This window comes from Pseudomonas sp. GP01-A4, from assembly GCF_058780865.1.
Genome location: NZ_JBYSWF010000052.1, coordinates 1 through 12,768, shown reverse-complemented (window position 1 = coordinate 12,768; position 12,768 = coordinate 1). Strand labels below are relative to the sequence as shown.

Sequence of the window (12,768 nt, the reverse complement as noted above, 5' to 3'; positions counted from 1 at the left end):
AGCCTTGGGTCGTTGGGGGCGTGACGCTGCAATAGCAACTTCGTAAGGCCATCCATTATTTACGCCCTTTCGTGGCAGGCTGGGTCACTTCGTCTACTGGCTGGAAAGTGGCACGAATGTCGCGTTCAACTTTAGCCCGGCGTTCTGTCTCGGCTAGTGCTCGCTCCCGCTCTTCGCGGGCAAGGTCAACACGTAGCTGGGCGTCAATCTGCTGCTGGATGAACTGTTCATTATGGGCTTCGACTTCGGCGTGATACCTAGCGGTTTCGTCTTTGGCAATCTGTTCAAGTGCGGCTTGGATAACTTGGGCAGGCTTATAAAAGTAAATATCGAAGCGCTCGTGGTCAATTTGAACAACTGACAACGGGTGAGGTTGAAATCCCTTCTGGATTTGTTCCAAGTACGTTGGCAGGATGTCGAGTGGCGTAGAACACTGGAAGACTACTGTGCCGCCCTCTGCATGCTTCGCAATTGGGCGACCGCTTACGGGGTCTGTTTCGGCAAAGAAGTCGATGCCTGATTTCTTGTCCTTGTAACCTGCCTGTGCGATTTCGATACGAGCTTTAAGCTCCTTCTGGTCTACTTGCTGGATCATTGTGTCTCTCCTGTTGTGGTTGATTGTTCGTTATTTATGATTTTTCTCATGTCGTCAGTGAGGCAACTCTCTACAATGCTGTGAAGCTGCTCCAGCGTCTTGTCTTCGCAGTCCTGAAACTCTACGGACAATCGGCCAATGTGAACTGTCTTACTGGTATTTCGTCTGTGGTACTCGGTGTTGCACTGCTTGCTGCAATACAAAGAGCGGGCTGTTCGGCTCTCATATTGTTTCCGGCATGCCGGGTTTTTACACGTGCGGGTGACGTGGGCCATTGTTTGGCTTTCCTCTTTCAAAGTTGTGGTGATAACGGGGTGATGCGGAATGACAGGCGCAAAAAAGGCAGGGTTAGCTTGGAGGCGCCCTGCCTTGATTGTGTAGCCGATGCTTGTTTTCATTTGGTGCTGAATTAGTTGCCCATTCGAAGAGCCAAGGGCGGTGGCCGATACAAAGTCCGCACTCTGTATCTAACAGTTATCGACCGGCGAACTGCTGGCGCTTGGACGGATCGAAGCCGGGTCGGGGAAGCGAACTCTAACGAGTTGCTAGGAGAAATGGGGTTGAAGAGGGTGGGGAAGTTTTTCCTATCTCTGTAACCCATTATAGCATTCAAATGCTATTTTGTCAATAGTTGGCACGAATAGTGCTTAATATTTGCCATTCGCCAATCTTCCATCAGGCAGAAGTGTGGCAAATGGCTTCCCTCGCTGGTCATTCAGTCAATCAGGTGAAGAACATCCCTTGCGTTCAGGTGGGAATAACGTGCAACGGATCGGGTATCTCGGTGCCCTGAAACGATCATGATTTGAGCGTTGTTAAACCCTTTTTTCGCCACATTGGTAATTCTGGTATGCCTTAACTGGTGCAGCTTGACGCTGCTATCAAGTCCAGCCTTGACACGTGCCAGACGCACAGCCTGAGAAACGGCGTGGGGAGTCACAGTGAAGATCATGCCGAGTGGGTGGCGTTCCACAGTGGCCCACAGCTGGGCGAGTTCAAGAATCTCAACGGCGCGGTAGGTGAGGGGGACAGATCGCGTGCCGTTCTTTCCATCGATCACATCGGCAATACGTTCTTTGAGGTGCAGGCATTCTCTTGTCAGCTTCAGGATTTCGGACCGCCTCATGGCAGTTTCGTAGGCCAGTTCAACGATGAGCTGCATCGTCGGGGACATCTTCGCCAGCAGTCGGTCAAGCTCAGTTTTATGAATCACCTTGTCGGAGGAGCGATCCGGCTTGGGTAGAGCGATATCACTCACAGGGTTGTGGATGTCGATCAGTAAGCCGCGCTTTGCGAACCTGTAGAAGCGGGACATGAATGCAAGCTGCGTTCTGCACGTGGACGGCTTCACTGTCTTCAATCGCATGATCTTGAAGTCATTGATCATCTGCGGCGTGATGTCGTGGATTGGCTGCCAGAAGTGTTTGCCCAGATGCTCCACAATCTTCAACGCATGATCGTAGCTACCTTTGCCCTTGAGCATGGTCTCGCAGTAGGTCATGCCCAGCGTGTAAATGGTGTGATGCTTGCGGTCCATCGTTACGGCTTCGAGTTGGTTCGCCCATGACTCTGCGTCAGCTTTGGTGCTGAAGGTTTTCGACTGAGGGGGGTTACCTTTTACCCGTACCTGAGCATTCCAGTTACCGGACGGAAGTAAACGAAAATTGGCCATTGTTGACGCCTCATGATGTGAATGGGCGTTCTGTGGAAACCAAGAGCAGCAAGGCTTGCAGCTTGCTCAAGCAGACCTTGACATGGTGGGGGTCGTTGGTTCGAGTCCAATCGCGCCTACCAAACAAAATCCGCTCTGCTGGGCGGTCTAAAAGGGCTCACCGAAAGGTGGGCCCTTTTTTGTTGCCTGGAATTTGCAAAACTTTTGCAAAACTTTTGCAAAACTCCCACCTCAGAACGCCAATTCGGCGCCCACCTCCAGGTACTCGATCTTCTTTTCGTCATGCAGCGAGTAGGGTGGGTTATTCGGGTTCGATGCCGGTCTTGCGGAACTCTTCAAGCTGTCGTGACTGCTTTTCAGTAACCTCGAAAACAGGTCGCGACATGGTGGTGAAGCGGGCAGATTCTTCGGCGGGCGCTGCTGCCAGGTTGATCAGTAGCGTCGAGACCGTCTCCTGCCACTCTTCAAAATCGTGACGTTCGCCCAGCACTTGAAGCGCATCATCTAGCGCTTTCGAGACAATCAGCGTTCGCTTCTCGGCGCCGATCCGGTCGAGCAGCGCCTTCTCTTTCGCGCGCTTGTCCCGCTGGATCTGCGCGTTGTCCTTGGCCATGGCCTACCTCTTCGATTTCATGTGCCGGCAAATCAAGCCATGCCTGCCGCCGGCGCTGCCGCACCTGGTTGTTGATGCGGTTCACGTGGGCAACAGGTGTGAATTTTTCTATGTGGCTACCTTGTGTCATCGACTTGGATCCGGGCTGACCAATCTGCTATTTGGTCGGCCCGGATCCAGGCTTTTCGGTACTCGGATATGAGGAACGGTTACTACTATGAGCGATTGCAGCCAGTTACCGTATCGACCATATCGAGGTAGTGGCATGGGCCTTCTCAGTGCTTTTGAATATCGGGATGCCACTCCTCAATGGTGTCCGAGTATCAGGCGATGTAGCTTGCATCCGTGATGTTATTCAACGTTTGGGCTGTGGTTGTGGCATCGGGAGCGGCCACTTTAAAACCCACTGTAGAAATGTTGCCTAGCAATGAACACTTTGTTGCGCTGCCGATGGTGACAATTGACCCTCCTGATGCAGGAGGAAGATTAAATGTGTTCATGGCGAAACGTGTTGAGCTTGGATTGTTGATCAACAACGACCCGTTGGCCCGCGTGGTTTGATTGATTACGCTATTGTCGAAAAACTCAGAAAATCCAAGGCTTCCAATAGTCCCTAAGTAAAACGACCATTCCGTGACATTGATCGTGTTGCCTCTAGCCCTTAGCCCCTTCCATGCAGCGGTCCCGGTACCCGCTACAGCGGAGGAAGCAGTAATGTGGTTGTTAAGCAAGTCGATGTTTTTAACGGCCGCGCTTATCTGGATTCCGGTATTGATGGACGTAATATTGTTGCCGACAAACCTTGCCTGTGGTGTTTGCCAGTCAATACCAATTGAGCCTCCGCTGATGCTATTTCCTTCAATCAGGGGGGGCTGTGTCGCTGTATTGAGCTGGGACCTAATACCGATGGCATTTATGGACAGCAACTTCAGGATGTTATTCGAAATGATAATTTGGCCGTCGTGTGTAAAGCCCGTGACCGAGCCGACGCTTATCGCGACAGTGAACGAGCCTTGCAAGCTATTGGAAGATGCAATCAGTCTGTCAGTGCCGCTGTTAAAGAAAATGCCTAGTTGCTGTATTCCCGTAATGTTGTTTCCAGTAATAAGACAGTCGCGGCTTGCGACGGTTGTCGCATCCGGAAGTAGTGGTTGCCCGTTCAAGCCTATATTTGACGACTCTACTTTGCAGAAGTGCAGAACATTGTTGCCAGTGTTGTTGCTGATAATTCCCCCGCGAGTTCCCTGGGAGAAGTCTATGCAAAAGCCGCCAGTGAAGGACTCAAAGTTATTACTCGTGGCTCTTGGGCGATAACAGTTGGTAGCGACCATGCCGTGAACGACAATATTTCGAAGGTCACAGGTTTCTATCCAGATATTCGAGCAGTACTTGGATCCAGTGGGGTCCAATGCGTACTGGCGACCGCCGAGCAAACCGATCAACTGCCCATCTAGGGTGCAGTTTTTAAGCCCTACATCGTCAACCGATCCATCAGCAGTCGGATCGATGATAATCGCAGAGTAGCCGCCCGTGAATTTGATGCCCGAGATCACAATATTCTTGGCGTTAACTACTCTGAAAAATGCCTGCTTGGTAGTGTTGCCCCAGATTAATTCCGAGCCCGCACCTTCTCCTGTAACGTTCTGACCGGTGCCTAGCGTCACGGCGGAGGTCCGATTCGGCTCCCGCCCTTCCGGGTAGACAGCGGCCGGTCCAATCGGCGCTACCTTGTATCGGCCAGACGGAATATGTACAGGGAGTCCAGTGCTGAAGCAAGCCAGGTACCCGGCGGTATCGTCAGTGATTCCGTCGCCCTTGCAGCCGAACTGTTTAAGGGTATAAGGCGTAGTTTGGCAAAGCTTCCAACGGTAAGTGCCGTTGTCACCAACGATCACGCTTCCTTTATTGTCCGGTGTAGTGACATCGTCGGGATCCCTGCGATAGACACCTCCACCTCCATCTCCAGGCACGTAATATCCAAGCACATAAACCGCGTCACTCGCCGTAACGAGTGCCTTAAGTGCTGAGATATTGTCGACGACCTGACTGGTGATACCCGCTTCGTTAATGTTTTCTAGCATTTCCTTTGCTCCTTGATGATGGGGTTTTGCTTGTTTACGATGTTCGAAATCTAGCGTTTCCGGCATGTTTCTACGATCGTTTTGGGTAATCGATACCATGGGCGGCGATGATCCGCTCGAAGGCCTTGTTGCCGATCGCCAGCCTGCCGCAGCACTGGCGCCGGGTGATGCCCAGTTCCAGGAAGGCGCGAATCCGCTCGGCGTACTTCGCGTCGCGGGCCTGAACCTGTTCGCTTCGAACTGCGCCGTTGGCGCCGCCCCGGGTTGGCTTCTTGAAGGCGATGCCGTACTCCTTCGCGAAGCTGTAGAGGGTGCGCCGGCTCAGGCCCAAGGCAACCGATGCCTCCGTTTGCGTGTGCGTGGCTCCCAGTTCCCGAATACGCTCGGCAAGCTCGTCGCGTTCCTGCTGGCGTATATCTTTTGAGTGCAGGGGGCAGGGGAGTCGCCTCAACCCGCCGTCGAACAAATGGCTTCAGCGCTGGCGGCATCTGGTTGCTGTAGGTGATGGGTTTGGGCTTATACCCGATGGGCGCCGCTTCTTCGATCTGGCCGCCGCCGGCCAGAAACCGGGCGACCTGGGCCGCCAGTTCATCCGAGGCCGGGCGTAGTGCCTCGACCAGGCTGAGGTAGTTGCTGATCATGAGGGCCTCACTTAATGCGGATTGAACTGTCGCCGCGCTCCAGGTGAGCCCAGGCTGGTTCGGGTAAAAGTTCGTGCTCCGCATCCTCACCGGCCGCCATACGCTTTGTTACGGCTGCGTTGTGATCTCGGATTTCCTTGAGCTTGGTCGCGATAGCACGCTTGTCGGGAGAGAACACGGTTTTGGTGTCGATGAAGTCATCCGGGATATCGTCTTCTTTATCGACGATGACCTTTTCGGGCGCCAAAGCCAGAGTGATCGTGAACAACGGTCGCCTGATCGTCTTGATGTCGGAGGCCTCCATGTTATTGCGCAAGTACTCGTCGAGCTTGCCTACGGTATTCTTCCGGATGCGCTTGAGCTCATTCAGCCGGTCGACTTCTTTGTCTATTGCGTCGATGTCGCCTTGGATGTTCCGACTCAGCATGACGACGCTCTCAGCCTTATCGCCGAACTCGCCCTGGATCTCCTCCATGGCGTACTGCAGAGCCTCCTTCAACCCCTCGTCGTCGGTGTCAGCCATTGCTTGAAGTTCGGCCAGCTTGCCGGTGAGTGTGTAGAGCTGGGTCATGCTGCAGCCTCCTTATCGGCATCGGTGATTCGCTTCCATTCCAGCGAGATACGCTCGGCGCCCTTGGTGTCCTTGCGCAGAGTGAGTTTGCGTACCGCAACGTCATGGATCTTTTTCAGCTCTTGGGGGGACTGGGCTCCGGCCATCGTGTCGATAACCGATTTGATGTAGTCCAGGCGCTCCTGCTGCTGGCGAGCCCTCTCGGCCTCCTGGTCTTCGGCGTGTTCAATCAGCTCTTCGTCCTTCAGTTGATTGACGTACTCCGCGTCGTCAAACATCCCCAGGAACACGTCGGCGCTGAAGCCGAGCATAGATAGCGATTTCTTGATGGCATCGGTCAGCGATTCTTCGGCGCCTCGCCATCGGTTGTCGTACCGAACTTCGATTTGTAGAGGTAGCGAGTGCAGCCGTACTGCTCGATCTCGCCGCGCTTGCCGTCCAGCTCGAACCAGAAGCGAATCTTGATGGTGTGGTTGAGCTCTCGACCCAGTACGAGGCGTTTGTCGCCTTCGCCGCTAGCCATTTCTGAGCCTGCGTCGAAGCGCTCCTCCATGACTGACCACCCAAACCCGATGCCGACAGGCCCGAATATCTCCGTGGCTTTCATGATCATCGCCGTGCCGTTCAGGCTGGTGATCTTCTGTCCGCCAACCTCGGCAGCTTTGGTGTAGCGGGTGTCGGTCGTGCTGACCTTTTCCCAGATCTGCATGTTTGTCGACATGGGGAATCCTTGCCGCGATGCTCGCAGCGATTGAAGGTGTTGGTTATTGGGTGATTCGGTCAGCGAGGGCGCTGAGCAACATCAGGAAGGTGCAGACGGAGAGGGCAGAGAAAGAGCCGCGCCAGATCAGTAGGCGCCTGGTGCGCTGGCGGGTGGTCACGGCCGAACCCTCACCGCGATCCGCCCGCCCTTCATGGTTGCTGTAAGGCGCTTCGGCAGGGTGGCCACGGCACGCTCACGCGGCTGGCCGATCACTTCATTGAAGGGGAGGCCGAAGCCCAGCATGATCAGCTTGGCCTCCACGTCGTCGAGCTGCTCGTCGATTAGCGATTTAACCGGTGCGGTGGTCATGCGTCCTCCTTGCGCTGCGTGGTGATCTTCAGCAGCCGCTGGCAGTAATGGTTGAACTCCTCGACGGTGATTGCGTCGCCAGTGAGCATGTTGGTGATCATCCGCACCACGACGGCTTGGGCGCCTGGTTCACTGCTGGGATGCTCCAGGGCCTCCAGCGCCTCATCGATCAGGATGTGAGGGCTCATAGGTCTGCATCCACATCGTCTTCGCGCTCTTCCCGTTCCGCCGCTACAGCGTCCTCGGCATAGGGCCTCAGCAGCGCCACAGCGATCTTCTCGACCGCCTCAATCGGACGCTGCTGGCCCAGCAAGTCGGCAGCGTGGGCGCGGGCATCGCTCTGGCTGCCGAGCATTGCCGACAGCAGCAGGCGGGCAAACGAATCGCGCTGGTCCAGGCCGTCGATCTGGCGCTGGTTCAGATGGCCTTGCAGGACAGTGCAGAACCGGTCGAACGTCACCACCTGCGGCTGGCCGTAGCGGCGCTTCCACTTGATGTCGACGCCGCACACCAGGCGCTCCGCCGAATGCTCAAGCCAGTCCGTCACCTCGTCGCTCTCGCTGACCTCTGGAGGCAACTGAGCGTCGTAACGCTCCTGGCATATCTTCAATGCTGCGTTCATGGTCGCCTCCGAGGCGGCTGGGTGGGTTAGTCGGTGTAAGCGACGTATTTGAAGTGGCCGTCTTTGAATCCCGGCATAAATAGGTCTGTCGGGCACCTGACCGGTAAGGTTGTTGGTAGTGGGTGGGGAGGTGTCTATGCGGGGGAAAACTGGAAAATCGTCAATCAATAGCGCTATGATAAATTTCAGTTTTTTCAGGGAGATCAATGATGTTTTTAAAGCGAATTACTGCAGCGCTTCTGCTATTGAGCGTTTCCTCGGTCGCAAGTACCTTGGCAAGCGCAGCAGAGGACGACACCGAAAACGCCGTCAATTTGCTGGCCATTGAAAGCCTTTGCGTCAAGGCCAATCCAGATTCGAATAGCAGCGTTGAGAACGCTTTAAATAGCGATCCGGAGACGACCGAGTCGCTTAGAGCAGAAGTTCGCCGAGTCAAAGCTGATCCAGCTTCCAAAGCAAAAATCCAATCGTTGGCGTTCAATATGAGCAACTCTGTCGTCGTATCTAAGCTTCCAGATATGTGCTCGTACTACCTCCCCAAGAAGTGAGAACGCATACCTTATGCTAGGTGTCTTGAATCGCCCCGGATTCTCTAGACACCTTGCAAGCTCATTGCGTAACGCTTTTCAAACTCTACCGGTGACAGCTGATTGTTGAAACCATGGCGGCGTTTTACGTTGTAGAACATCTCGATGTAATCAAACACATCACTCCGAGCATCTTCCCGCGTGGTGTAGATTTTTCGCTTGATCCTTTCCCGTTTCAGAAGCTGGAAAAAGCTCTCGGCCACAGCGTTGTCATGACAGTTGCCTCGGCGACTCATGCTGGCAATCAAATTGTTTGCCTTCAAAAAGCTGCGCCAATCGGAGCTGCTGTACTGGCTGCCTTGGTCGGAATGAACCATCACCTCTTGCTTCGGTTTACGCCTCCAAACCGCCATCAACAACGCATCAATAGCCAAATCACTGGTCATCTGCGACTTCATTGACCAGCCAACGACCTGCCGAGAAAACAGATCCAGTACCACCGCCAAATACAACCAGCCTTCATACGTACGAATGTACGTGATGTCGGTTACCCAAACCTTGTTGGGTTCCACAACATCGAACTGGCGCTTCAGCAAATTGGGTGAGACGACCGCTGGCTTACCGCCGTACTTTCCAGGGCGGCGTCGATAACCTGTCTGAGAACGCAGACCTTCAAGACGCATCAGCCTCGCCACACGATGACGACCACAATCCTCACCGACCTCGCGCAGATCGTCGTGGATTTTGCGATAGCCATAAACGCCGCCGCTCTCCAGCCAGGAATGCTTGATCAAACCCAGCAGTCGCTGGTCGTCTTTGGCGCGTACAGATTGCGGCTCAGACAGCCAGGCGTAATAACCGCTGGGATGGACTTTCAGCGTCAGGCAAAGCCGTCGAATCGAATAGTCGCCCGCGCGCTGCTTGATAAATGCGTACTTCAGCCGCACTCCTTGGCAAAGTACGCGGCGGCCTTTTTTAATATGTCTCGCTCTTCAGTGACGCGCTTGAGTTCCGCTCGCAGACGACGTAGCTCAGCGTGCTGATCATCATCCTGCTGCCGTTCTTCTTGAGGTTTGCTGTAGCGCTTTATCCAGGCATAGAGGCTATGCGTCGACACGCCGAGACGGGCCGCTACCTCAGCGACAGGCAGCTTCTTTTCGGTCACTTGATTGACTGCTTGGATTTTGAATTCTTCGGGATAACGCGGGTTGCTCATGGCACCTCCTAATTGGCCTCAGTTTAAGGCAAAGAGGTGTCTACGAAACCCGGGGCGATTCATCTCGCACCTGCGGGGTTGGCGTCCGACATCGTTGGAAGGCTCTCATCGCACAGTCAGCCTAAGCTGACCGCAACCGGCGCCGGGTGCCGCCCACCGTTACCGGCGCTGCGGGCATCGATCTCGACCCAGAGATCATTGACGATTGGCGGCCTCCATTGCTTGGGGTTAGGCGGTTGCTTTGGCTGCGATTAGCCGCTTGGCCTCAATCTCTTCGTCGAATGACAGGAGGTGAGGCGCTACTAGGTAAAGGTTGAGCAATCGTTCGCTTTCATCCGTTGACCATGTCTGGTCGGCTAAGCGTTCTTCGTCGCACTTGGCATAAGCCAAAAGAGCCGATTCGATAACTCCACTCATTGTTCTGCGCTGGATGCGACCCATTACATCGAGCATGTACTTAGCGCGGGGGCTGATTCGAACGCCGATTTGGGCGCTCCTGGTTTTTACGCCAACCTTCTTGGCCATGATTTTCTCCGTTCGTTGGTTCACCTGTATTCGTCAACACTCATGCCTCCCGCTGGTTGCCGATGGGCGCGGGGGAGGAGTGCTGACGGGTAGAGGTGGGAATCCGAAAAATCGGATTGATATGAGAGGACAGGGAGTCCTCAATGCATTGCTGTAGGAATGGTGGAGCTGAGGCCCTGTTCAGAGCGGTCAGCCACCACTAGGGGAGGTGCGATTACTGGTGAATGCTGGTCTTGCTGATGGCAATCCAAGAAATAGCGAATATGCCAGCAACAAATATCACCGGACTGCCGAAAACTTTGTAGTAAAGCCAAAAATCAAATGGCGTGGAAAAAGCGACCGCAACGCTCAACACTGCCATAGTTGCGAGAAGCAACGCCAGTGAAAGTGCACACATGCGCCATTGTGGTTTTGACAGATTTAAACGTTTTCCGAAAATGCATTGAAGTAGATTGAGCTTGAATCCGGCTTCAGCGATAACTACTACCAGAGCTAATGATCCGTACAAAATTGTAGGCTTAATCAATATGACGAATGAGCTCGGCAGTAGGAGTTTTCCAAGCAGTACACCAAATACCAAACCGAAAATTTGGAACAATAGAAACGCGCGCCACAAAAGCGCAAAGGACAGCCTCAGCCAATTTTTTGTCACACTCATTCTACGAGACCTTAAGGTGTTCATCATGTAGCGGCGGTATGCCGTTTCACGTTTAGGATTTCAGTTCTAAGCTACTAGATTGTATTGGCTCCATAAAGTACGAAAATTTTGTCATGCAGGTGACCGGGCATTTAACGACAGGCTATCGTGGCGCTGGTTGTTCAGATAACTGCCGTCATGGTCTTGGAGCCGTCGCCGTGTTCCGTGGTGAACGTCAGCGGAGCCGGCCGTCCATTACGGCGGATCAATGCGTTCGCCTGTGCAAAAACAGAGTATGGCTCGCCAGCTCCATCAGGCAGCAACGTGTTGCACGTCAAATTCGAGCAGTCTTCACCGTTCGGGCCTTCGCCATCGTGGCCAATGGAAAAGCTCGCCATCATCGCGATGCCGTGTTCCTTACAGATCGCAATGACCTGCCGCATGAGCGGGCTGATCTGAGCGTCGTAAATCTGTTCTTTGTTCATGGTCATGCTCCGGTTATTTTCCCGATGCCCACCGCTCTGGATGGGCATCAGTGAAAAGGTCCGTCAGCCTTCGCAGCCCATCTGGTAGTTGCTTGCATGCTCGGCGCTGCAAAACGACAACTCTCGAGTGCGAAGCACCTGCCGATTGGTGTATGGGTCGCGAGTGCGGTCGTGAATGTTGCGGCGCACCACCTTTTCGGCTGGCTTGCCGCAGTACGTGCACTTCGTTTGTGTTGCTGCTGCATCGGTCATCGTGTTGCCCTCCGTTGATTTCCAATGCCGCCTCATAGAAGCGGCATCAGTAAATCTGTGGGTGTCTCTCGCGCCGCTTACCAGGTCATTCGCCAGTTCGGTCAACACCTCGTCACTAGAATCACTCACCTGGCGCTCAGTACCAGCTAATTGCTACTCTGCCGATATGGTCAGGGATCGGGGTTCCACATGGATGGCGATAAGCTCGAGCGATTGAAGCTCATAAGAAAATCCGGCGAGGGTGAGACTGCGCCGCACATGTCTCGGGATGGATTCAGCGAAGAGTCTGAGCAATATTTCTCTGATCGCGCTGCCAGCAAGCGCAAGGAAATCGAAGAAGGTGTAGTCCGGTCGTTGGCATATAAGGCTGACTATGAGCTTGATGACCTAACCAGAGACCTTCGCTTGGAGTTTGCGCGACTCAACAAAATTATCGAACTTCGAGAAGTCGCAAAGCAAAAGGGCACGAAGCAGAGTCGTAAGGCCGCTCGATCGGCGATCAAAGAGGCAAAAAAAGCCAGCAAGACAGCTAAAAAACCGAAGTTAGCTTCACCACCAAAGCAAACGAAGCCTTCAATCAAGGATTCAGAGTCGAAATGGGTCCGAAAGGTCTGTTGGCGGTGTGATAGCAAGTTTTCAATTCATATCCAATGGCAACAACCGCCTACGCTTTGCCCGGCGTGCACCAAAGACATAGACGAAACTCATCTGAGCTCCGCTCCGCATCGATCCATGCCTAAAGGATGGGTTCAGATCGTTAGCGGTGGAGCGCCGGGCATGGGTAAGCGTCGATAGCCGCTATTCAGTTGGCTTCCGAAAGCGCCCGATTCAGGCGCTGACGTGAAATGTTCTGCTGGTCGGTTTCCCGCTACTGGCGTCAGTCGCCGACCTGATTCAATTGTTCTTCCAGCCGCGGGCCTTTCGGCTTGTTCTCCCGCTGGATAACTGTTCTTGGCGCTTTACGCTGCACGCCCGGGTCAGTTGCCAACCCTCTGAGCCTGATCCGCCAAGAGATCAATCACGTTCGGCAGAGCCTGGACGTGATGGATGCGTCGGTGAAGGCAGCCTGAATTTCAGACACAAAAAAGCCGACGTACGAGGTCGGCGTCTTCAACAGCTTTAGGGGATGCTTTCCTTGGGCCTGATGGTGGGTGGTACGAAATCACCAACATCGCAAGTAATACTGCGGATTCCACGCCATTCGGACACTCAGCCCACGCTGATCCGGACACCTGTTCCACGCTCATTCGGACAGGCAG

General features: G+C 54.0%; 16 protein-coding genes and 2 pseudogenes. 2 read left to right on the top strand and 16 right to left on the bottom strand.

Going from position 1 to position 12,768, the window contains the following annotated elements; genetic code table 11:
• Positions 1–55 precede the first annotated feature (55 nt).
• From AC3WKX_RS24590 to AC3WKX_RS24515, 16 genes and pseudogenes are all read right to left on the bottom strand, one after another.
• Positions 56–595: a hypothetical protein gene (locus tag AC3WKX_RS24590; protein WP_102606032.1), complete on the bottom strand. Its 540-nt coding sequence runs from the start codon at positions 593–595 to the stop codon at positions 56–58.
• 715 nt (positions 596–1,310) lie between these two features.
• Positions 1,311–2,267: a tyrosine-type recombinase/integrase gene (locus tag AC3WKX_RS24585; RefSeq protein ID WP_102606033.1), complete on the bottom strand. Its 957-nt coding sequence runs from the start codon at positions 2,265–2,267 to the stop codon at positions 1,311–1,313.
• A 301-nt stretch (positions 2,268–2,568) separates the two neighbouring features.
• Complete coding sequence (locus AC3WKX_RS24580) at positions 2,569–2,880, bottom strand: hypothetical protein (RefSeq protein WP_102606034.1); 312 nt, start codon at positions 2,878–2,880, stop codon at positions 2,569–2,571.
• Positions 2,881–3,203: 323 nt separating this feature from the next.
• Positions 3,204–5,027: a putative phage tail protein gene (locus AC3WKX_RS24575; RefSeq protein WP_492561476.1), complete on the bottom strand. Its 1,824-nt coding sequence runs from the start codon at positions 5,025–5,027 to the stop codon at positions 3,204–3,206.
• A gap of 4 nt (positions 5,028–5,031) precedes the next feature.
• On the bottom strand, positions 5,032–5,292 hold the full coding sequence (locus AC3WKX_RS24570; protein WP_080673251.1) for a hypothetical protein: 261 nt from the start codon (positions 5,290–5,292) through the stop codon (positions 5,032–5,034).
• Between the two features lie 317 nt (positions 5,293–5,609).
• Complete coding sequence (locus AC3WKX_RS24565) at positions 5,610–6,173, bottom strand: siphovirus Gp157 family protein (protein WP_102606480.1); 564 nt, start codon at positions 6,171–6,173, stop codon at positions 5,610–5,612.
• Positions 6,170–6,894, bottom strand: a pseudogene (locus AC3WKX_RS24560) (hypothetical protein). The gene AC3WKX_RS24565 and the pseudogene AC3WKX_RS24560 overlap by 4 nt, the downstream one beginning before the upstream one ends.
• A 156-nt stretch (positions 6,895–7,050) precedes the next feature.
• Positions 7,051–7,245 carry a hypothetical protein gene (locus AC3WKX_RS24555; RefSeq protein ID WP_003212713.1) on the bottom strand — a complete coding sequence of 65 codons (195 nt, stop codon included), beginning with the start codon at positions 7,243–7,245 and terminating at the stop codon, positions 7,051–7,053.
• Positions 7,242–7,433 carry a hypothetical protein gene (locus tag AC3WKX_RS24550; RefSeq protein ID WP_102368932.1) on the bottom strand — a complete coding sequence of 64 codons (192 nt, stop codon included), beginning with the start codon at positions 7,431–7,433 and terminating at the stop codon, positions 7,242–7,244. Before AC3WKX_RS24550 ends, AC3WKX_RS24555 begins: the two co-directional genes overlap by 4 nt.
• Positions 7,430–7,867 carry a hypothetical protein gene (locus AC3WKX_RS24545; protein WP_003212717.1) on the bottom strand — a complete coding sequence of 146 codons (438 nt, stop codon included), beginning with the start codon at positions 7,865–7,867 and terminating at the stop codon, positions 7,430–7,432. The genes AC3WKX_RS24550 and AC3WKX_RS24545 overlap by 4 nt, the downstream gene beginning before the upstream one ends.
• A gap of 160 nt (positions 7,868–8,027) precedes the next feature.
• Positions 8,028–8,348 (bottom strand): hypothetical protein, encoded by a 321-nt coding sequence (locus tag AC3WKX_RS24540; protein ID WP_158244087.1) that lies wholly within the window; start codon positions 8,346–8,348, stop codon positions 8,028–8,030.
• A 111-nt stretch (positions 8,349–8,459) separates the two neighbouring features.
• Positions 8,460–9,610 (bottom strand): IS3 family transposase gene (locus AC3WKX_RS24535; RefSeq protein WP_102606481.1). Its coding sequence is split into 2 segments (ribosomal slippage): positions 8,460–9,367 and positions 9,367–9,610, totalling 1,152 coding nucleotides; the frame shifts between segments, so codons are not numbered across the junction.
• 228 nt (positions 9,611–9,838) lie between these two features.
• Positions 9,839–10,135: a hypothetical protein gene (locus AC3WKX_RS24530; protein ID WP_003212721.1), complete on the bottom strand. Its 297-nt coding sequence runs from the start codon at positions 10,133–10,135 to the stop codon at positions 9,839–9,841.
• Between the two features lie 214 nt (positions 10,136–10,349).
• A complete protein-coding gene (locus AC3WKX_RS24525) occupies positions 10,350–10,793 on the bottom strand; it encodes a septation protein IspZ (RefSeq protein ID WP_003212723.1) in 444 nt (147 codons plus the stop codon).
• Positions 10,794–10,954: 161 nt separating this feature from the next.
• Positions 10,955–11,257 carry a hypothetical protein gene (locus AC3WKX_RS24520; protein ID WP_003212724.1) on the bottom strand — a complete coding sequence of 101 codons (303 nt, stop codon included), beginning with the start codon at positions 11,255–11,257 and terminating at the stop codon, positions 10,955–10,957.
• Between the two features lie 63 nt (positions 11,258–11,320).
• Positions 11,321–11,509 (bottom strand): hypothetical protein, encoded by a 189-nt coding sequence (locus tag AC3WKX_RS24515; RefSeq protein ID WP_003212725.1) that lies wholly within the window; start codon positions 11,507–11,509, stop codon positions 11,321–11,323.
• A 189-nt stretch (positions 11,510–11,698) separates the two neighbouring features.
• On the opposite strand from AC3WKX_RS24515, the gene AC3WKX_RS24510 reads away from it, so the two are divergent.
• Together AC3WKX_RS24510 and AC3WKX_RS24505 are read left to right on the top strand one after the other, a co-directional pair.
• Positions 11,699–12,304, top strand: a complete 606-nt coding sequence (locus AC3WKX_RS24510; protein ID WP_102606482.1) for a hypothetical protein — start codon at positions 11,699–11,701, stop codon at positions 12,302–12,304.
• Positions 12,305–12,504: 200 nt separating this feature from the next.
• Positions 12,505–12,579: pseudogene (locus tag AC3WKX_RS24505) on the top strand (phage regulatory CII family protein); the annotation flags it as partial.
• Positions 12,580–12,768 lie beyond the last annotated feature (189 nt).